The sequence below is a fragment of the Sphingomonas sp. Leaf67 genome (genome assembly GCF_001421965.1).
Classification (GTDB): Bacteria; Pseudomonadota; Alphaproteobacteria; order Sphingomonadales; family Sphingomonadaceae; genus Sphingomonas.
On the sequence record NZ_LMLP01000001.1, the window covers coordinates 454191 to 473869 of the forward strand.

At 65.8% G+C, this 19679-nt stretch carries 21 protein-coding genes and 1 tRNA gene; 12 read left to right on the plus strand and 10 right to left on the minus strand.

Annotation, left to right across the window (positions count from 1 at the left end; all coding sequences use genetic code 11):
- Positions 1-9: 9 nt before the first annotated feature.
- Positions 10-1485: a methyl-accepting chemotaxis protein gene (locus ASE90_RS02250; protein WP_055995352.1), complete on the minus strand. Its 1476-nt coding sequence runs from the start codon at positions 1483-1485 to the stop codon at positions 10-12.
- A 293-nt stretch (positions 1486-1778) separates the two neighbouring features.
- Between ASE90_RS02250 and ASE90_RS02255 the strand changes: the two genes are divergently transcribed.
- The 4 genes from ASE90_RS02255 (at position 1779) to ASE90_RS02270 (ending at position 8217) form a co-directional block, all read left to right on the plus strand.
- The gene (locus tag ASE90_RS02255) at positions 1779-4925 is read left to right on the plus strand and encodes a TonB-dependent receptor (protein ID WP_055995355.1); all 3147 of its coding nucleotides are present in this window, start codon (positions 1779-1781) and stop codon (positions 4923-4925) included.
- A 102-nt stretch (positions 4926-5027) separates the two neighbouring features.
- The gene (locus ASE90_RS02260) at positions 5028-5729 is read left to right on the plus strand and encodes a SapC family protein (protein ID WP_055995357.1); all 702 of its coding nucleotides are present in this window, start codon (positions 5028-5030) and stop codon (positions 5727-5729) included.
- A complete protein-coding gene (locus ASE90_RS02265; protein ID WP_055995360.1) occupies positions 5726-6745 on the plus strand; it encodes a cupin-like domain-containing protein in 1020 nt (339 codons plus the stop codon). Before ASE90_RS02260 ends, ASE90_RS02265 begins: the two co-directional genes overlap by 4 nt.
- Entirely contained in the window at positions 6742-8217 is a 1476-nt protein-coding gene (locus tag ASE90_RS02270; protein ID WP_055995363.1) for a tryptophan halogenase family protein, read from the plus strand. Before ASE90_RS02265 ends, ASE90_RS02270 begins: the two co-directional genes overlap by 4 nt.
- A gap of 22 nt (positions 8218-8239) precedes the next feature.
- On the opposite strand, the gene ASE90_RS02275 is transcribed toward ASE90_RS02270, so the two are convergent.
- The 4 genes from ASE90_RS02275 to ASE90_RS02290 all read right to left on the minus strand — a co-directional run bounded on the left by ASE90_RS02275 (position 8240) and on the right by ASE90_RS02290 (position 10748).
- Positions 8240-8602 carry a PilZ domain-containing protein gene (locus ASE90_RS02275; RefSeq protein ID WP_162233663.1) on the minus strand — a complete coding sequence of 121 codons (363 nt, stop codon included), beginning with the start codon at positions 8600-8602 and terminating at the stop codon, positions 8240-8242.
- Between the two features lie 62 nt (positions 8603-8664).
- Positions 8665-8749: transfer RNA gene (locus ASE90_RS02280), tRNA-Leu, on the minus strand.
- Positions 8750-8791: 42 nt separating this feature from the next.
- A complete protein-coding gene (locus tag ASE90_RS02285) occupies positions 8792-9184 on the minus strand; it encodes a DUF805 domain-containing protein (RefSeq protein ID WP_055995369.1) in 393 nt (130 codons plus the stop codon).
- Between the two features lie 58 nt (positions 9185-9242).
- Positions 9243-10748 carry a YifB family Mg chelatase-like AAA ATPase gene (locus tag ASE90_RS02290; protein WP_055995373.1) on the minus strand — a complete coding sequence of 502 codons (1506 nt, stop codon included), beginning with the start codon at positions 10746-10748 and terminating at the stop codon, positions 9243-9245.
- Between the two features lie 113 nt (positions 10749-10861).
- On the opposite strand from ASE90_RS02290, the gene ASE90_RS02295 reads away from it, so the two are divergent.
- The 6 genes from ASE90_RS02295 (at position 10862) to yihA (ending at position 14310) form a co-directional block, all read left to right on the plus strand.
- Positions 10862-11143, plus strand: a complete 282-nt coding sequence (locus ASE90_RS02295) for a hypothetical protein (RefSeq protein ID WP_055995376.1) — start codon at positions 10862-10864, stop codon at positions 11141-11143.
- A 73-nt stretch (positions 11144-11216) separates the two neighbouring features.
- The gene (rpmH, locus tag ASE90_RS02300) at positions 11217-11351 is read left to right on the plus strand and encodes a 50S ribosomal protein L34 (RefSeq protein ID WP_055760361.1); all 135 of its coding nucleotides are present in this window, start codon (positions 11217-11219) and stop codon (positions 11349-11351) included.
- Between the two features lie 5 nt (positions 11352-11356).
- Positions 11357-11689, plus strand: coding sequence for a ribonuclease P protein component (gene rnpA / locus ASE90_RS02305; protein WP_055995379.1), 333 nt, complete (start codon positions 11357-11359; stop codon positions 11687-11689).
- Between the two features lie 29 nt (positions 11690-11718).
- Positions 11719-11931 carry a membrane protein insertion efficiency factor YidD gene (gene yidD, locus ASE90_RS02310; RefSeq protein ID WP_055997119.1) on the plus strand — a complete coding sequence of 71 codons (213 nt, stop codon included), beginning with the start codon at positions 11719-11721 and terminating at the stop codon, positions 11929-11931.
- 16 nt (positions 11932-11947) lie between these two features.
- Positions 11948-13645 (plus strand): membrane protein insertase YidC, encoded by a 1698-nt coding sequence (gene yidC / locus ASE90_RS02315; protein WP_055995382.1) that lies wholly within the window; start codon positions 11948-11950, stop codon positions 13643-13645.
- Positions 13642-14310, plus strand: a complete 669-nt coding sequence (gene yihA, locus ASE90_RS02320) for a ribosome biogenesis GTP-binding protein YihA/YsxC (RefSeq protein ID WP_055995385.1) — start codon at positions 13642-13644, stop codon at positions 14308-14310. The genes yidC and yihA overlap by 4 nt, the downstream gene beginning before the upstream one ends.
- A gap of 40 nt (positions 14311-14350) precedes the next feature.
- Here yihA and ASE90_RS02325 read toward each other — a convergent pair whose 3' ends face one another.
- Entirely contained in the window at positions 14351-14968 is a 618-nt protein-coding gene (locus ASE90_RS02325) for an exopolysaccharide biosynthesis protein (protein ID WP_055995387.1), read from the minus strand.
- A 76-nt stretch (positions 14969-15044) separates the two neighbouring features.
- On the opposite strand from ASE90_RS02325, the gene ASE90_RS02330 reads away from it, so the two are divergent.
- Positions 15045-15713, plus strand: a complete 669-nt coding sequence (locus tag ASE90_RS02330) for a glutathione S-transferase family protein (RefSeq protein WP_200910766.1) — start codon at positions 15045-15047, stop codon at positions 15711-15713.
- A 136-nt stretch (positions 15714-15849) separates the two neighbouring features.
- Here the strand turns inward: ASE90_RS02330 and ASE90_RS02335 are convergent, their stop codons facing one another.
- Both ASE90_RS02335 and ASE90_RS02340 read right to left on the minus strand, forming a co-directional pair.
- Entirely contained in the window at positions 15850-16608 is a 759-nt protein-coding gene (locus tag ASE90_RS02335; protein ID WP_235531625.1) for an alpha/beta fold hydrolase, read from the minus strand.
- Positions 16595-17032 carry a GFA family protein gene (locus tag ASE90_RS02340; protein WP_055995393.1) on the minus strand — a complete coding sequence of 146 codons (438 nt, stop codon included), beginning with the start codon at positions 17030-17032 and terminating at the stop codon, positions 16595-16597. The genes ASE90_RS02335 and ASE90_RS02340 overlap by 14 nt, the downstream gene beginning before the upstream one ends.
- 178 nt (positions 17033-17210) lie before the next feature.
- Between ASE90_RS02340 and ASE90_RS02345 the strand changes: the two genes are divergently transcribed.
- A complete protein-coding gene (locus ASE90_RS02345; protein ID WP_055995395.1) occupies positions 17211-17816 on the plus strand; it encodes a YitT family protein in 606 nt (201 codons plus the stop codon).
- A 24-nt stretch (positions 17817-17840) separates the two neighbouring features.
- Here ASE90_RS02345 and ASE90_RS20910 read toward each other — a convergent pair whose 3' ends face one another.
- The gene (locus tag ASE90_RS20910) at positions 17841-18539 is read right to left on the minus strand and encodes a methyl-accepting chemotaxis protein (protein ID WP_055995398.1); all 699 of its coding nucleotides are present in this window, start codon (positions 18537-18539) and stop codon (positions 17841-17843) included.
- An 81-nt stretch (positions 18540-18620) separates the two neighbouring features.
- Positions 18621-19646, minus strand: a complete 1026-nt coding sequence (locus ASE90_RS02355) for an aspartate-semialdehyde dehydrogenase (RefSeq protein ID WP_055995401.1) — start codon at positions 19644-19646, stop codon at positions 18621-18623.
- Positions 19647-19679: the final 33 nt, after the last annotated feature.

Genomic DNA, 19679 nt, shown 5'->3' on the forward strand with positions numbered 1-19679 from the left:
CCGGAGCGATCAGAATTCGGACCAGTCGTCTTCGTTGACGACCGGTGCAGCCGCAGCGGCTCCGCCACCGCCGCCAACAGCGACCTTCTTGCGCGATCCGCGGGCGATCTCACGGCCGACCTGCGCGGCGCGGGCTTGCAGGCGGTGCACCGCGCTCGGCATCTGCTGGACATGGCCGCCCCCGCCCATGCTCATGCCGCCGCGGTAGCTGCCGCTGTCGACCGTGAAGCGGGCGACCTGTCGCGCGAGCTCCTGTGCCTCTTCGGCAAGGGTCCGGGCAGCAGCGTTCGCCTGTTCGACCATCGCCGCATTCTGTTGCGTCACCCCGTCCATCTCGCCGACGGCGGTGTTGACCTGCTGGAGGCCGGTCGCTTGCTGATCGGCCGAGGTGGCGATGGTGCCGACCAGCGTGCTGATCTCACCGATGCGGTTGATGATCCGTTGCAGTGCCTTGCCGGTCTCGCTGACCAGTTCGACGCCCATGGCGACCTGTTCGGAAGAAGCGGTGATCTTGGACTTCACGTCCTTGGCCGCATCGGCCGACCGCTGGGCGAGTGCCCGGACTTCGCTGGCGACGACGGCAAAGCCCTTGCCCGCATCGCCGGCCCGCGCCGCTTCGACACCGGCGTTCAGCGCCAGCAGGTTCGTCTGGAACGCGATCCCGTCGATCACGCTGATGATGTCGCCGATTTCGCCCGAGGCGCGCTCGATGCCGTTCATCGCCTCCACCGCGCGGCGGACGACGTCCCCCGACTGTTCGGCTTCGTCGCGGGTTTCGATGACCACCATGTTGGCGCGGCTGGCACCGGTGGCGGTTTCCTTCACCGTGCTGGTGATCTGGTCCATCGCCGCGGCGGTCTCTTCAAGGCTGGCGGCCTGTTGCTCGGTGCGCTGCGACAGGTCGTCGGATGCCTGACGAATGTCGTTGGCTCCGTTGTTGATACCGCTGGTCGCATCGCGCACGGCCGACAATACTTCGGACACCGCGTCCATCGCCGCGTTGAAATCGATGCGGAGGCGTTCGTAATCCGACGGGAAACTCTGTTCGATGCGATAGGTAACGTCGCTGGCGGCTAGACGCGACAGCCCCTGCCCCAGCGAACCGACCACCTGCTGCTGCGCGGCCGCCGCTTCCTTCACCACCCGGCCGTTCTCGCGGAATACTTCCATCGCCCGCGACATGCGACCGACACAGTCCTTATGGTCGGCGAAGCCGATCGGCGTGGTCAGGTCGCCTTGCGCGAGCCCCTCCATCCGTTCGACCGTGCCGACATAAGGTCCGCAGACGATGTTACGGAAAAGAACGCCGAGCACGATGGCAACGATGACGGTCGCGCTGGTGATGCCCAGCAACACCGGTTCGGACAGCGTCTCGTTGACGGCCAGCACCGTCGTGACGAACGGGACGCACATCAACGCGACATACACGATCCCCATGACGAGGAATTTCGTGCGGATCGGTGCGTCCTTGCTGAACCATCTCATCGTCAACCTGCTCCCCCCCGAAACGCTTCCGCACGGACGCGCTGTCGTATCGATCCACGGGTAGTAGCGGTGAGGCGATAACTTACGGTTAACGTCGGGAATGCGCCGTTCCCGCCGCACACAGGACATCAATCCCGACCAAAAAAGAATACAAGATAATATCTTAGCAGCGGCGAATCACACCGTTCGCGCATTGACAACGCTGGACAGATTGGTAGCGTTACCACAGCCGGATCATCCGGCGAGAATGATGGACGGATTGAACCGTCAGAACCACTTAGGGGAGATTCCGTATGAAGGGCCACCTTCTTCGCACGCTCGCGCGCACGTCCTCGACCATTGCGCTCGCCGCATTGTCCGTCGCACCGGGCATCGCCGCCGCACAGACCACCGATACCGCCACCAATGCCCAGCCGGGCGCGACCGAAGGCACGGCGGGAAGCATCGCCCAGCCGACCGGTCAGGACCCCGTGCAGGAAGATGGCGGCGAGATCGTCGTCACTGGCATCCGCGCGTCGCTGAACCGCGCGATCGATATCAAGCGCAACTCGGCGGGCGTCGTCGATGCGATCTCGGCCGAGGATATCGGCAAGTTCCCCGACACCAACCTTGCCGAGTCGCTGCAGCGCATCACCGGCGTATCGATCAACCGCGTCAACGGCGAAGGCTCGCAGGTCTCGGTCCGCGGCTTCTCGGGCGGGTTCAACCTCGTCACGCTGAACGGGCGTCAGTTGCCCGCCTCCAACGTCGACACCAGCGGCGCGGGCGACTTCGCACGCGGCACCGGCCGCTCGTTCGATTTCCAGAATCTCGCGTCCGAAGGCGTATCGGCGCTGGAGGTCTACAAGACCGGCCGCGCCGCGATCCCGTCGGGCGGCATCGGCGCGGCGATCAACGTCGTCACCCGCAAGCCGCTCGATTCGCGCGAAACCGGCGTCACCGGGTCGTTCGGCGTGAAGGCGCTGCACGACGTCAGCACCAATGCCGGCGAAGGCGCCCGCGTCCTGCCCGAAGTGTCTGGGCTGCTCAGCTGGCGCAACGACTCGCGCAGCATCGGCCTGTCGGTGTTCGGCAGCTATCAACGGCGCGACAGCACCTCGGCACAGAGCGCGCCCAATTATTTCACCGTGGTACCGACCGCCAACGTCCTCAACCCCGCCGGCCCGTATGTGAACGGGCAGACGCAGATCGAGAACCGGCCGACCACCCCTTTCGCGCTGATCCCGAACGACAGCCGCTACCAGTTCTCCGAGAACAAGCGCGAGCGCATCAACGGGCAGGCGGTGCTGCAACTCGCCCCGACCGACCGGCTGACCTTCACCGCCGACGCGCTGTTCGCGCAGAACCGGCTGGAGGAGCAGCGCAGCGAGCAGACCAACTGGTTCAACCGCCCGTTCGGCCAGATCCGCTTCAACGGCAACGACGTGATCGCAACGCCCGACTTCATCGCGGAATCGATCAACGGCGTAAAGGATCAGGGGTTCGAACAGCAATTCCGCGCGACCAAGACCCAGCTGCAATCCTACGGCCTGAACGGCAAGTGGGAGATGACCGACAATCTGACGCTGAACCTCGATGGCTATCATGCCGTGTCGAAGTCGACGCCGGATGCCGCCAACGGCACGTCGGTGACGCTGGTGTCGCTCGGCGCGCCGGTCATCAGCAGCCAGGCGATCGACTATAGCACCGGCTTCCCGCAGGTGACGCAGACGATCAACGACACGATCAACGGCAACGGCAACGGCGTCCTCGACATCGGCGACCTCGGCACGCAGATCGCGCGCACCAACACCGCGACCCAGCGGCAGCGGATCAATGGCGGTCGCGCCGATCTCGGCTGGGATCTGGGCGGCGGTAGCCGGTTCGATTTCGGCGGCACCTATACCGATGCGCAGATGACCAGCGCGCGGGTGCAGACGCAGCAGCAGCTCGGCGACTGGGGCATTACCGATCCGGGCATCGTGCAACGGCTGGCGTCGAACGTCGTCAAGACTTTCTGCCTCGACTGCAAATTCGACACGTTCAGCCCGGCGGACGTGAAGCGGACGGCGTTCCGCGGCAATGCGGTCGTGCTGAACGACCTGTTCTCGAACTTCTATGCCGCCAACCCGATCAACACGACCGCCAATGATTTCGATAGCGTCGGCGAAAAGATCTGGGGCGTGTACGGCCAGATCACGTGGAAGGGCGAGATCGCCGGGCGCACCGCCAACCTGGTGTTCGGCACCCGGTACGAAGAGACCAAGGTCCGCTCGACCGCGTTGCAGGCGATCCCGTCGGCGATCAAATGGGATGCCGACAACGACTTCTCGTCGGTCATCTCGTCGTCCGCGTCGACGGTGACGCAGCGTGGCAGCTACACCAACCTGCTGCCGGCGGTCGATTTCAATATCGAGGTGTTCGACAACTTCATCGCCCGTGCGTCCGCCAGCCGCACCCTCGCCCGCGCCGATTACGGCAACCTGTTCGCATCGACCACGGCAGGTGCGCCGACCCGGCCGGTGGCGCTGGGCGGTCGTCCGACCGGCACCTCCGGCAATGCCGGGCTGCTGCCGCTGGTTTCCGATAACTTCGACGTGTCGGTCGAATGGTATTACAAGCCGTCGAGCTATGTCTCGCTCGGTTTCTTCGACAAGCGAGTGCGCAACTTCATCGGCACCGGCGTCTTCAACCGCAGCCTGTTCGACCTGCGCGATCCGTCGTCGGGGGCAGCGGGCACGCGATCGGGCACGGCGGCCGACCGGCTGCGCGCGCTGGGTGCCGACCTCAGCGACGTCAACCTGTTCACCTACACCGCGCTGCTCAGCCAGAACGGCGGCAATACCGCCCAGGCCGACGCCAATTTCCAGGCGAACCGGAACGCAGCGGGCGCGCTGAACCAGGATTACGTCAACAGCATCCTGCAATCGGTCGACATCTTCGCCAATGGACAAGACCCGCTCTACGACTTCGCGGTGTCGCAGCCGGTCAATAACCGCGACGGCCATATCTATGGCTTCGAACTGGCCGGGCAGCACTTCTTTGGCAACACCGGGTTCGGCGTGCAGGCGTCGTATACCAAAGTGTATGGCGACGTGAATGCCGACATCGCCGCCGACCCCAGCGTCAACGTGTTCGCGTTGACGGGGCTTGGCGACAGCGCCAATGGCTCGATCATCTATGACAAGAGCGGGCTGTCGGCGCGCGTGTCGTACAACTGGCGCGACAAGTTCCTTGCCGCAACCAACCAGGGCGACAGCCGCAACCCGTTGTTCGTCGCGCCGTTCGGCACGCTCGACTTCAACATCAGCTACGACCTGAACGACCGCATGGCGCTGTCGATCGAGGGCGTGAACCTGACCAGCGAACCGCTGGTGCAGTACGGACGCGATCGCAACGCGCTAGTGTTCGCGCAGGAACTGAAGCCCCGCTTCCTGCTCGGCGCCCGCTACCGCTTCTGATCGCGGTCAAGTTACTGGAAAGGGCCGTTCGGACTGCCGAACGGCTCTTTCCCTTGCCACCGCTTCTTCATAACGTGGCGGCACCCTGCCCCGAGGATCGCGATGCCCAACCCCGTGCTGCTCAACAATGTCGACCATCATGACCTGACCGTCACGGTGGTGCACGACGCCGCGCATGGCGATGCGGTGAATCAGGTGCTCCTGTTCCCCAACGAGTTCGAGGCGGCGCAGCGCGACTATCCGATCCTGTTCAGGCGCGACGATCGTGGCGGCATCTATGCCGTCGCGCTGCTCGGGCTCGACCCTGACGACAATCTGTTTCTCGGTTCCGACGGCGGCTGGTCGGCAAGCTATATTCCCGCCGTCCGCCAGCGCGGACCGTTCGTCGCCGATCCGTCGGGAACGGGTGTGCGCATCGACCTCGACGATCCGCGCGTGCGGCGCGACGGTTCGGGCGAGTCGCTCTATCTGCGCCATGGCGGCACTGCGCCCTATCTCGCGCATGTCGAAGCAGTGCTGGGCGTCATTCGCGAGGGGCAGGCGATCAACGCCCCCCTCTTCGCCGCATGGGAGGCAGCCGGATTGCTGCGCCCGACCGCGATCGACGTCGATCTGGGCGACGGCCAGACCTGTGCCATCGCCGAGATCCTCGTCGTCGCTGACGACCGGCTCGATACGCTGGATGCCGAAACGCTGGCGACGCTGCATCGTAGCGGTGCGCTGCGCGCCGCGTTCATGGCGTCGGCGTCGCTCGACAATATCCCGCGGCTGATCGAGCGGCGGCAACGGCGGTACGCCGCATGACCCACCCGCGCGTCGTCCGGTCGATCGAGGCGGCGCGCACGGGCGACTGGTCGCCGGCGGCGCTGGTCGCGGCGAACGAGCCGGTGGTGCTGCGCGGCCTTGCCGCCGGCTGGCCGCTGGTCGCAGCGGGGCGCGACGGCCCGGATGCCGCCATCGCCTATCTCAAGCGGTTCGATGGCGGGCGGCCGGTCGTCGCCTTTACCGGCGATGCGGCGATGGGCGGGCGGTTCTTCTACCGCGACGATTGCAGCGGGTTCAATTTCGATGCGAACCGGGTCGGGCTGACCGCCTGTCTCGACCGCATCGTCGGTGGACGGAACGATCCCGCCGCCCCCGCCATCTATGTCGGGTCGACCGACCTCGACCTGTATCTGCCCGGACTGCGCGGCGAGAACGACCTGCCATGGCCCGCCGGGACGCCCACGCCGATGGTCAGCATCTGGATCGGCAACCGCACGACCGCCGCGACGCATTACGACATGTCGAACAATCTGGCCGCGTGCATGGTCGGGCGGCGGCGCTTCACCCTGTTCCCGCCCGATCAGGTCGCCAACCTCTATCCCGGGCCGCTCGAACCGACGCCCGGCGGACAGGTGGTCAGCATGGTCGATCTGCGCGCGCCCGATCACGACCGTTTCCCGCGCTTTGCCGAGGCGCTGGCGCATGCGCAGGTTGCGGAGCTGGAGCCGGGCGACGTGCTCTTCTACCCGGCTTTGTGGTGGCACAATGTCGAGGCACTGTCGCCGTTCAACGCCATGATCAACTATTGGTGGAACGACGCTCCCGCCTTTGCCGACAGCCCGATGACCACCCTGCTCCACGCGCTGCTGTCGCTGCGTGAGCGCCCGGCGGCGGAGCGGGCGGCGTGGGCGGCGATGTTCGACCATTATGTGTGGAGCGGCGGGGAGGAAGCGCGCGCGCATCTGCCCGCCGCGATCCAGGGCGACCTCGCCCCGCTCGACGAACCCGCCGCCCGCCGGTTGCGCGCGCGCCTGTTGCAAAGGCTGAACCGATGACGCGCATGCGGATCGTGATCGCGGGCGGCGGCACAGCGGGGTGGCTGGCCGCCGCGCTGCTGACCCGGCAGCTGTCGTCGCTGGTCGAGGTGACGCTGGTCGAATCCGAAGCGATCGGCACGGTCGGGGTCGGCGAAGCGACGATCCCGACCATCCGTTCGTTTCACGCGCTGCTCGGTCTCGACGAAGCCGAATTCATGGGCGCGACCGGGGCCAGCTTCAAACTGGGCATCGCGTTCGAAAACTGGGCGCGGGCGGGCGACTGCTACATCCATTCGTTCGGTGAGGTCGGTCGATCGACCTGGATGGGCGATTTCCAGCATTTCTGGCTGGAGGCACGGGCGCAGGGCGCGGCGGGACCGATCGGCGCCTATTGCCTCGAACACGAGGCTGCCGAGGCGGGTCGATTCGCGACCGGGCCCGACGCGCCGCTCAACTATGCCTATCATTTCGATGCCGGACGCTATGCCGCCTATCTGCGCACCCGCAGCGAAGCGCAGGGGCTTACCCGGGTCGAGGGCAAGATCGCCCGCGTCGAACGCGCGGGCGAGAGCGGCGACATCGCCGCGCTGGTGCTGGCCGACGGACGGCGCGTCGCGGGCGACCTGTTCCTCGATTGCACCGGGTTCCACGCGCTGCTGATCGAACAGACGCTGGGCGTAGGGTTCGAGGATTGGGGCCATTGGCTGCCGACCGATCGCGCACTGGCGGTGCAGACGGTCGCGACCGGCCCCGCCCCGCCCTATACCCGCGCCATCGCGCACGACGCCGGCTGGCGCTGGCAGATCCCGCTCCAGCACCGGGTCGGCAACGGGCTGGTCTACAGTTCGCGCCATTTGAGCGACGATGCCGCCCGCGACCGGCTGCTGGCGTCGGTCGAGGGGCAGACGTTGATCGAGCCGCGGCTGATCCGGTTCCGCACCGGGCGGCGGCTGACGACATGGGAACGCAATTGCGTGGCGATCAGCCTGTCGAGCGGATTCGTCGAACCGCTCGAATCGACCAGTATCCATATGGTGATGATCGCGCTCACCCGCCTCGTCCAGTTGCTGCCGTTCGGCCATCCGGGCGAAGCGGCACGGGCGCGCTTCAACGAACAGTCGCGCCGCGAGATCGAGGCGGTGCGCGATTTCGTGCTGCTGCACTATCATCTGAACCAGCGGCCCGAACCCTTCTGGCGCGAACGGCGCGAGATCGCGCCGCCCGACACGCTGGCAGAACGCATCGCGCTGTTTGCGCAAGGGGCGCATGCCTATCAGTCGGCCGACGACCTGTTCCGCGTCGGATCATGGCTGCAGGTGATGTTGGGCCAGCGGCTGGAACCGGCGGCCCATCACCCGCTGGCAAAAATGATGCCGCCGGGGCAACTGGCCGCCGTGCTGCGCGACCTGAACGACGGGATCGCGGCCCGGGTGGCGGCGTTGCCGACGCATCAGCAGTTTCTCGATCTGTATTGCCGCAGCGGCGCGTGACCCGGGCGTCGGTGGACGGGCGCTATTCGCCGCGCCGATAGGGGCTGTGGATATTGTCCAGCCAGCCCGCGACCGTGCGCGACGCCGGCACCACCGTTCCGCGCGGACGACGGGCAGCGGCGATGTCGACCGTCACGCCCTCGAAATGCAGCCCGGCGCGGCCGTTATCGACCCAGCGTACGGTCGCCTCGACATGGTGGACCGTACCCATGGTGATCAATACCCGGTCGCCGGCGGCGAGATCGGCAAGGTTGTCGATGCATGTGCCCGTTTCGGACAGGTTGCGGACGCGACATTCGACGACCTGACCGTGGGTTTCGATCCGAGCGTTCAGGATCACGCTGTGGCGGCGCGGTCGTTCGACGGACGATTCATCTTCGTTCATGACGACCATATCCTGGCAGATCGTCCGTCGATGCCGGGCGAGGTACCCGGCACTCGCGAAATTGGTGCCCCTGGCCGGGCTCGAACCAGCACTCCTCTCGGAATCCGATTTTGAGTCGGACGCGTCTACCAATTTCACCACAGGGGCACGCAGCGGTCCGTTAGCGCAAGCGAAACGCCCCTGCAACCGTCAGGAAAAGACCTGATCGATATCGACGCTTCCGTAAGGGTCTTTGGGATCCGCGCCGAAGCGGTTCGGTCCGGGCGTCCCGTCGGTGACGAACAGGACGAACAGCCAGATCCAGCCGATGATTGGCAGAAACACCAGCAACATCCACCATGCCGAACGATCTGTATCGTGCAGCCGACGAAACGCGACCGTGAGCCCCGGAATGAATAGTGCGATGCTGCTGATGCCGCCGACCGGTCCGGTGGACTCCATGTCAAAACCAAACACAGAATCGATGATCGTCGCTACCACGCCGACCAGCGCCGAAAACAGGGAGAACATCCAATATTCCATCCGGCGCGATCGCCCGCGCACCTCGAAATACCGTTTCAAGGGCAGCAGCATCCATTCCATCACAATTCCCCTTCGTTACGATGTAGCAAGCGTCGCAACGCGGCGCTGGCGCAATGCTTCAATTGACCGGTGCCCGCCGCCGGTAACTCAGCGCTTCCGCGACATGCGCCCGACCCACGCCGTCCGCGCCTGCCAGATCGGCGATCGTCCGGCTGACCCGCAACACGCGGTGAAACCCGCGCGCCGACAGCCGCATCGTTTCCGCCGCCTGCGCCAGCAATGCCCGCGCCGCCACGTCGAGCACCGCTGCCTGTTCCAGCACGCCGCCGTCCGCCTCGGCATTGGTCCGCACGCTGGTTGCGGCATAGCGTTCGCGCTGCACCGACCGCGCCCGTGCGACGCGCGCCGCGACCTCCGCCGATCCTTCGGCCGGCGGCGGCAGGACCAGATCGGCGGCGCTCACCGCTGCCATTTCGATCGCCAGATCGATCCGGTCGAGCAGCGGTCCAGAGACCTTCGCCTGATAATCGGCGGCACAGCGCGGCGCCCGAGCACAGGCGAGCGCCGGATCGCCCAGATGCCCGCAACGGCACGGGTTCATCGCCGCGATCAGCTGCACCCGCGCCGGAAAGGTCACATGCGCGTTGGCGCGCGCGACGCTGACCTGCCCCGTCTCCAATGGCTGGCGCAGCGAATCGAGCACCGCGCGCTGAAACTCGGGCAGCTCATCGAGGAACAGCACGCCCAGATGCGCCATGCTGATCTCCCCCGGCTTCACCCGCAGCCCGCCCCCGGTCAGCGCCGCCATCGACGCCGAGTGGTGCGGCGTTCGGAACGGCCGCACCCGCGTCATCCGCCCGCCGGTCAGCGACCCCGCGACCGACGCGACCATCGACACTTCCAGCGCCTCGGCCGCATCGAGCGGCGGCAGGATGCCCGGCAGACAGGACGCCAGCAGCGACTTGCCCGCGCCCGGCGGGCCGACCATCAGCAGGTTGTGACCGCCCGCCGCCGCGATCTCCAGCGCCCGCTTGGCCGTCTCCTGCCCCTTCACCTGGCGCAGGTCGTTGCCGCTCCATGCGTCCTCCGCGCCGCCGGGCTGCGGATTGCCGAGCAGTTGTTCGCCCTTCAGATGGTTCAGCAGCGACAGCAGATCGGGTGCCGCGATCACCGGCGTGCCGGCCCATGCCGCCTCCGCCCCCTGTTCGGCCGGGCAGATCAGCGAACGCCCCTCGCCGCTTGCCAGCATCGCCGCCAGCAGCACGCCGGGCGATCCCGCGATCCGCCCGTCGAGGCTCAACTCACCGACGACGACAAAGTCGGCCAGCCCCTCGGCATCGACCACGCCCATCGCCGCCAGCAGGCCGAGCGCGATCGGCAGGTCGTAATGCGATCCTTCCTTGGGCAGGTCCGCCGGCGACAGATTGACGGTGATGCGTTTGGGCGGCAGCGCCAGCCCGATCGCGGCGATCGCGGCGCGCACCCGTTCGCGGCTTTCGCCCACCGCCTTGTCGGCCAGCCCGACCACGACGAACGCGGGGACGCCCGGTGCCAATTGCACCTGCACCTCCACCCGCCGCGCCTCCAGCCCGAGATACGCCGCCGTCGATACGATCGCGACCATGAATGCCCCTGTTCCCCTTGCACGGCGTGTCCCGCATCAGGTCGGCCCGGTCAAGCGACAGGACATCGCAGGCGTCTTGAACCGGCAACACACGGGTGGCATGGCAACCTATCATGCAGATCCTCCTCCTGGCGCTCGGTGCCTTGCTGATCCTCGCGACGCCGGTCGTCGCGGTGCTGCCGGGACCGGTCGGGATCTTCACCTTCGCGGCCGGGCTGGCGCTGATCCTGCGCAACTCCCGCCGGGCGCGCCGCCGCTTCGCGCGGACCATGCGCCGCTTCCCGCGACTGCGCGCGATGTCGGACCGGGCGCTGCGCCGTCCCAGTGCCAAACGGCGGCGACTGCGCGCGGAGACTGTCCTGTCCTCCGTTGACTTGGAGGCGGTGCATCGCTAAGGGGCTCGTCACGCGGCCGCCGTCACTGGCGGCTTTTTACGTTCTAGCAGTTTGAATACCCGGGGAATGAGTGATGAAGCGGACTTTTCAGCCGAGCAACCTGGTACGGGCCCGTCGTCACGGCTTCCGCTCGCGCATGGCGACGCCGGGCGGCCGCAACGTGATCCGCGCCCGCCGCTCGCGCGGTCGGAAGAAGCTGTCGGCCTAACCAAGATGCTTCGCCGCCGGGATTATCTGGCGGCGAATGCAGGACGCCGGGCGCCCATGCCCGGCTTCGTCCTGTTGGTGCGACAGCGCCGTGCGGACGAACTGGTCGAATCGCCCAATGCGATGCGAATCGGCATCACCGTATCGAAGAAGGTCGGAAACGCCGTCGTCCGCAACCGGATGAAACGGCGTTTTCGCGCGCTTGCCGCCGAAATGCTGCCCGACATGGGCGTCGCCGGTGCCGATCACGTGCTGATCGGGCGGGCAAGCGGCATCGAACGCCCCTTCGACGATCTGAAGGCTGATCTGACCAAGGCATTGCGCAAGGTACGGCGGTGACCGGCGACGGCGAATCGCCCCCGCCGGGCATCGCCGCGCGCCTGCTGATGCTGGGCGCGCGCGCGTGGCAATTGGGGCCGTCGCTGATCCTGCCGCCCTCCTGCCGCTATCAACCTTCCTGTTCGGCCTATGCAATCACCGCCATTGCCCGCTATGGCGCGGCAAAGGGGGGCTGGCTGGCCGCGAAACGCATCGCGCGCTGCCATCCCTGGGGCGGGCACGGCCACGACCCGGTGCCTTAGAGCCTGAGGATTTCGCGTGAAGAACGACCAGAAGAATTTCCTGCTGTTCGCGGTACTGGCTGCGCTGGTGCTGTTCGGCTGGCCGTATATCGCCAACCACTTCTTTCCGGCTGCCAATCCGCCGGTGACGAAGCTGGAGGACGGGAAGAGCAAGCCCGTCGCCAATCCGGCGACCGACCCGGCCGCCGACACCGCGAACGCGATTCGCGACCGGGCGCTCGTGCTGCGCGAAACCCCGCGCATTCCGATCGAAACGCCCGCCGTGCGCGGATCGATCAACCTGCGCGGCGGGCGGATCGACGATCTGGTGCTGGTGAAGCACAAGGAAACGATCGACGCGAACTCGCCTCCGGTCCGGCTGCTGTCGCCGTCGGGCACCGTCGACGCCTATTTCGCGCAGTTCGGCTGGAGCGGCACCGGCGTGTCGGCCCCGCCCGCCGACGCGCAATGGACCGCCAGCGGTACCAAGCTGACCCCGCAGACCCCGGTCACGCTGTCGACTACGGTCGGCACGCAGCGGTACCAGATGCAAATTTCGGTCGATGACGGCTATATGTTCACCGTACGCCAGAGCGTCGCCAATGCCGGACCGCAGCCGATCCAGGTCGCGACCTACGGCCTGCTCAGCCGCCGCGGCGCGCCGGTCGACAAGGATACGATGACGATCCAGGTCGGCCCGGTCTACGAAGCAGGCAACGGCGTGAAGTTCGACGTCAACTACAAGGATATCGACGAGAAGCCCGAAACATTCGCCACCAAGGGCGGCTGGATCGGCTTCACCGACCATTACTGGATGACCGCACTGATCCCCGATCAGGGCGTACAGCACACGCTGACGCTCAAGGGCGGCGACCAGCGGCATCAGGCCGACTATCGTTCGCCGACGCTGGCGACGCTCGCGCCGGGGCAGGCGCTGACACAGAGCGTCCGCTTCTTTGCAGGTGCCAAGGAAAACAAGCTGCTCAACGCCTACGAGGCGCAGGGTGTGCCCTATTTCTCGCGCTCGATCGACTGGGGCTGGTTCCGCATCGTCGAGGAGCCGATCTTCGTCTATCTCGACTGGCTGTTCCGTCTGGTGGGCAATTTCGGCGTCGCGATCATCCTCCTGACGGTTACGATCCGAGGGCTGATGTTCCCGATCGCCCAGCGCCAGTTCGCGTCGATGGCGGCGATGCGCGCCATCCAGCCGAAGCTTAAGGCGTTGCAGGAGCGGTACAAGGACGACAAGCCGCAGCTGCAGCAAAAGATGATGCAGCTGTACAAGGAGGAAAAGGTCAATCCGGTCGCCGGCTGTCTGCCGACGCTGATCCAGATTCCGATCTTCTACGCGCTGTACAAGGTGCTGTTGCTGACCATCGAGATGCGGCACCAGCCGTTCGTCGGCTGGATCAAGGATCTGTCGGCTCCCGATCCGGCGACGATCCTGAACCTGTTCGGCTATCTCGATTTCACCCTGCCGCACTTCCTCGCGATCGGCGTCGTGCCGGTGCTGCTCGGTATCTCGATGTATTTCCAGTTCAAGCTGAACCCGGCACCGATGGACGATATGCAAAAGCAGGTCTTCGGTCTGATGCCATGGGTGCTGATGTTCATCATGGCCCCGTTCGCGGTCGGGCTGCAGGTCTACTGGATCACGTCGAACCTGCTGACCATCGCGCAACAGCAACTGCTCTATGCGCGGCATCCGGCGCTCAAGCAGGCGGCCGCGAAGTGAACGACCTGCCACCCCCGCCGCCGGGCGACGACCGCTTCGATCCCGACCAGATCGAAGCGGCGCGCAAGATCTTTGCCGGACCGATCCAGTTCCTGAAGTCCGCGCCGGCGCTGGAGCATCTGCCCAGCCCCGACGTGCCCGAGATCGCCTTTGCCGGCCGGTCGAACGTCGGCAAATCGTCTCTGCTTAACGCGCTGACCGGCCGCACCTCGCTGGCGCGGACCTCGGTCACGCCGGGGCGGACGCAGGAGCTGAACTTCTTCGACATCGGCACGCCGCTGAAACTGCGGCTGGTCGACATGCCCGGCTATGGTTTTGCCAAGGCGCCCAAGGACATGGTCCGCAAGTGGCGCTATCTGGTGAACGACTATCTGCGCGGGCGGCAGGTGTTGAAGCGGACGCTGGTGCTGATCGACTCGCGCCACGGCATCAAGGATGTCGACCGCGACGTGTTCGAAATGCTCGACAAGGCAGCGACCAGCTATCGCATCGTCCTGACCAAGACCGACAAGATCAAGGCGACCGAACTGGAAGCGGTATACGAAGCGGTCGGCGACGAAGTCCGCAAGCGCCCCGCCGCGCATCCCGACGTCATCTCGACGTCGAGCGAAAAGGGCATGGGCATCGCCGAACTGCGCGCGGCAGTCATCGAGTCGATCGGCTAACCCTCCCGTCATTCCGGCCTTTGCCCGGATGACGGGTCAGCTACCCCTGCTTCGACGCGAACAACCCCGCCCCCAGCGCCACCGCGCCGACCGACAGCGCACAGGCCACGATCATCAGCACCCCGTCGCGCACCAGCAGCGCGATGCCGAACGCCATAATCGCCGCCATGGGCGCAGTGCTGGCAAAGGGCAGCAATTCCAGCGGCGGCACGGTCAGGCATAACAGGATCACCGCGACCCCGGCGACCTTCACCATTGGCCCCTTGGTCAGCGCCGGCAGCCGGTTATGAAACCATTGGTCGAGGCGTTTGGCGATCGGTCGCCCCTTGTCGACGACCATCAACAGCTTCCTGCCCGTCATCCCGCGATCGGCGAGAAAACCGGGCAACCACAAATGCTCGCGGCCCAGCACCAGCTGGACCGCGAGCAGCGCCAACACCGCCGCCAGCGCAGTCGGCAGCCCCGGAATGCCTCCCACCGGCGAAATCTCGATCATCGGCAACACGATCAGGAACGGTCCATAGGCACGGTGGCCCATCGCTTCGAGCATATCGCCCAGCCGAACCCGCTCCCCGCCGGCGTGCTCGCCGAGCTTCTGCAACCGGTCGAGCACATCGCCGACATTGTGCGGGTCCCCGCTTTTGTCGTTATCCGCCATACGATCGGCAACGGATCGTTTCGGGCGCAGTTCCGATGGCTCGACACGCTCCGGGCGACGTGGCACGAGCGGCTCCATGCTGAAGCTCATCATCGGGAACAAGGCCTATTCCTCCTGGTCGCTGCGCGGCTGGCTGGCGGCCAAGCTGTCGGGCCTGTCGTTCGAGGAAGTCGTCGTGCCGCTGTACGACGCCGACTGGGACAAACGTCGCGAAGGCGACGAATTCGCGCCGTCGTCGGGCAAGGTCCCGATCCTGTGGGACGGTGACGAGATCGTCGTGTGGGACAGCCTCGCGATCGTCGAGTATCTGAACGAGAAATCGGGCGGCGACAAATTCTGGCCGGGCGATCCCGCCGCACGCGCGATGGCGCGGTCGATGGCGGCGGAAATGCATTCGGGCTTCGCGCCGCTGCGCCGCAAGCACAGCATGAACGTCCGCCAGGTCTATGAACCGACCCAGCCCGACGACGATGTCGCCGCCGACCTGTCGCGCATCTACGAACTATGGGCGCAGGCACGCGCGCGGTTCGGACATGGCGGCGACTTCCTGTTCGGTGAATTCGGCGCGGCGGACATCATGTTCGCACCGGTCGCGACGCGGATCGTCACCTATTCGCTGCCCTGCCCGCGCTTTGCGATGGGGTACATCATCACCCTCATCAACCATCCGTGGATGCAGGACTGGATCGCCAGTGCGCAGGAAGAGGAATGGGTGCTCGAGCAATATGAGCAAGCGGTGAAGTAAAACTCCTCCCCGCTCGCGGGGAGGGGGACCGCCGCGCAGCGGTGGTGGAGGAGGTCTTCCCGCAACGCAACTGTGGTGGAGCAGGACACCCCCTCCCACCAGCTTCGCTGGTCCCCCTCCCCGTGCCGGGGAGGACTTACGCGAGAAACGCCGCGATCGCGTCGCCCAGTTCGCGCTTCACCACCGCGCTCATGTGATTCCCAGGCGTCTCGACCAGCCGCGCATCGGGCAGCAGGTCGGCCAGCGACCGGTGGCTGCCATTGTCGTCATCCTCTTCGCCGGCCAGCACCAGCACCGGCTGACCGATCGCCGCCAGTTGCTCACGCGAGGTATCGACGAAGGTGTCGAGGATGCCGAGCAGCGCCACCGGATCGCCGCCGGTGGTCTTCAGGAACGCCTCCGCCATCCATTCATTCGACCCGCGCTCGAAACTGCCGAGGTTGGTCAGGATGCGCCGGAAATGCGCCGCGCGCCGGCCGGTATCGAGCAACCCCTCCAGCCCCATACCGCTCAGCACCAGTTTGCTTGGGCTCGCCCCCATCGTCACCATCCGCACCGCTGTCCGCGCACCGAGCGAATAGCCACCCAGATCATAGTCTGTCAGCCCGAGATGCTCGATCAGCGCCATGCCGTCGCGGGCCAGCGCATCGGGTGGATAGGCGGCGGCGTCGTGCGGCCGCGCACTCAGCCCGTGCGCCCGCAGGTCGGGCATGATGACCCGGCGGCCGAGCGCCGCGACCTTCGCGGCATGGCCGTATTTGATCCAGTTGGTCTGCGCATCGCTGAAATAGCCGTGGATAAGCACAACCGGCCGCCCCTCGCCCAGTTCGCTCCATGCGATCTCGACCCCGTCGAAACTGGCGAAGCGATGCGTCGTGGGTTCAGGATGTGCCAAGTGCGTTCTTCCAGCGTTCGACGTTGGGGCCATGTTCATCCGCGCGATATTCGGGCAGGCCGCGTGTGTCGAGCCATTGCGGATGCCAGCTTTCGACCCCGAAATGATGGTGCGGTTGGAACCGTGCCGGTTCGTCGAAGCTGCCGATCGTCAAATCGATGTTGTCGCCATCGGGAAATTCGAAGCTGATCGGCGTCCCGCAGTCGCGACAGAAACCGCGCTTGGCGATCGGCGACGACGCGTACAGATCGGGCCGTCGATCCCACGCCACGTCGTGCTTGGCCACATTCTTGAACGCGATCGATACGCCGCCGGTCGCGCGCTGGCACATGCGACAATGGCAGAGATAGGCGTCATCGTCGCGGATCGTCACCGTATAGCGGATCCGCCCGCACTGGCATCCGCCCGACATGATCTCGGCCATGCGACATCCTTCCGTTACCACCCCACAACAGGATGGACCCTGCACGGGTTCCGATCATGGCCCGCGTCCGAATTAGCCGCTTCACCTGCTGCCCGATCCGCGATAGGTGTCGGCGCAACAAAAGAACAACAGGGGGAGGATGCCGGCCTGACCGGAGATCGACGCCATCGCCCCTGCCCTGCCCCATGAAGCGGTACCGCACAGCCGGTCCGAAGACGTCTATGCCATCGTCGTCGGATGCGTGATGATCGCGCTCGGGCTGGCATTACTGCGTGCCGCCGGACTGGTCACGGGCGGCATTGCCGGCATCGCGTTGCTCGTATCCTATCTGGTGCCGCTGCCGACCGGCGTGCTGTTCACACTCATCAACATCCCGTTCTTTCTGTTCGCCAAACGGGCGATGGGCACGCGGTTCATGGTGCGCACGATCGCGGTCAATGCCGGCATCGCGCTGTTCTCCACGATGGCGCGCTATGGGTTCCGGATCGTCGAGGTGCATCCGGCCTTTGCCGCGATCGCCGGCGGTACCGTCATCGGCATGGGCATCCTTGCGCTTGCCCGGCACGATGCCGGGGTCGGGGGAACGGGCGTCGTGACGCTGTGGCTGCAACGCACGCGCGGCTGGAATGCGGGACGGACGCAGATCGCGATCGATCTCGGCATTCTCGCGACGTCGTTCGCGGTGGTGGCGCCGGTGCAGGTCGCATGGTCGGCGCTCAGCGCAGCGGCGATCAGCGGCATCCTGATCGCATGGCACCGGCCCGGACGCTACACGGGCTATTAACGCCTGATGCCATGGCGTTTACGCTCAAGCCGCCAATACGGCCCCGTCATGGTCGCGCAGCATCGTTGCCGCGCGTTCGGTCGCGGCGCGAATGTCGTCGGCCAGCGATCTCACCTCGCGCGCCACGACCGCGAAACCGGAGCCGGCCTCGCCCGCCCGCGCCGCCTCGATCGCGGCATTCAGCGCGACAAGCCGGGTCTGGGCAGTGATATCGCCGATCGATGCGACGATCCCCGCCAATTGCGTCATCGCTGACTGCAACGCGTTCGTCTGTTTCTCCAGTGCCGTGCGGAAGCGATTGCCCTCGTCCAGCCGTGCCTGCACTTCGCGCTCCAATATGATCTGCCGGGTCACGTCGGTGCCGATCTTGACGATCTTCGACGGGCGCCCCTGCCGGTCGAGCACCGGATTATAGGTCGCCTGCAGCCACACATCCCGACCCTGTCGATCGACCCGGCGGTATAGTCCGCCCTCGAACGCCCCCCCGGACAGCTTGCGCCAGAATGCGGTATAGGCCGGAGATATGGCGTCGGCCGACGGACAGAAGATGCGGTGATGCCGTCCGCGAACCTCGGCCAGGGCATAGCCCATGATGCCGAGGAACGCGTCATTGGCCCACAATACCGTGCCGTCGAGCGCGAACTCGATCACCGCCTGCGACCGGCAGATCGCTTCCCATGCACCCCGGTGCACGGCATCGTCGCGGACGCTTCCCATATCCATGCGCAATCCTAACGCCGATCGGTTAACGACCCTTTAGGATATGCACGTACTTCGTAACGAACTGTGTCCGCGCGCGGACGGTCAGTCCTTTCGCAAGTGGCGACGTCCCAGCAGTTCGGCGATCTGCACCGCGTTCAGCGCCGCACCCTTGCGCAGATTGTCCGAGACACACCACAGCGCCAGACCGTTCTCGACGGTCGAATCCTCGCGTACGCGGCTGACATAGGTCGCGAATTCGCCGACGCATTCGATCGGCGTGACGTATCCGCCGTCCTCGCGCTTGTCGACCAGCATGACGCCCGGTGCCTCGCGCAGGATCTTCTGCGCATCTTCGGCCGACAACTCGTTTTCCATCTCGATGTTGATGGCTTCGGAGTGACCGACGAACACCGGCACGCGGACACAGGTCGCGACGACCTTGATCTTGGGATCGAGGATCTTCTTGGTCTCGACCACCATCTTCCACTCTTCCTTGGTCGAACCGTCGTCGAGGAAGCTGTCGATGTGCGGGATCACGTTGAACGCGATCTGCTTGGTGAACTTCTTGGGCTCGGCGCTGTCGCCGACGAAGATGTTGCGGCTCTGTTCGAACAGCTCGTCCATGCCGGCCTTGCCCGCGCCCGACACCGATTGATAGGTGGCGACGACCACGCGCGTGATCTTTGCCGCATCGTGGATTGGCTTGAGCGCCACGACCATCTGCGCGGTCGAGCAATTGGGGTTGGCGATGATGTTCTTGACGCGATAGCCGTCGATCGCCTCCGGGTTCACTTCGGGCACGATCAGCGGCACGTCGGGGTCCATGCGGTACAGCGACGAATTGTCGATCACGGTGCAGCCGGCGGCGGCGAACTTCGGCGCATAGACGGCGGTCGCTTCGCTGCCGATCGCGAACAGCGCCATGTCCCAGCCGGCCGGATCGAAATGCTCGATATTCTGGATCTTGTACTGCTTACCGGTCTCACCGAAATCGGCCATGTCGCCGGCCGAGCGCGACGATGCCAATACTGCCAGATCGTCGATCGGAAATTCGCGCTCCGCCAGGATGTTGAGCATTTCGCGACCGACATTGCCGGTCGCCCCGGCGACGACTACCCGATAACCCACTTGACTTCTCCGCGATCAAATCTTGCGCGCGGC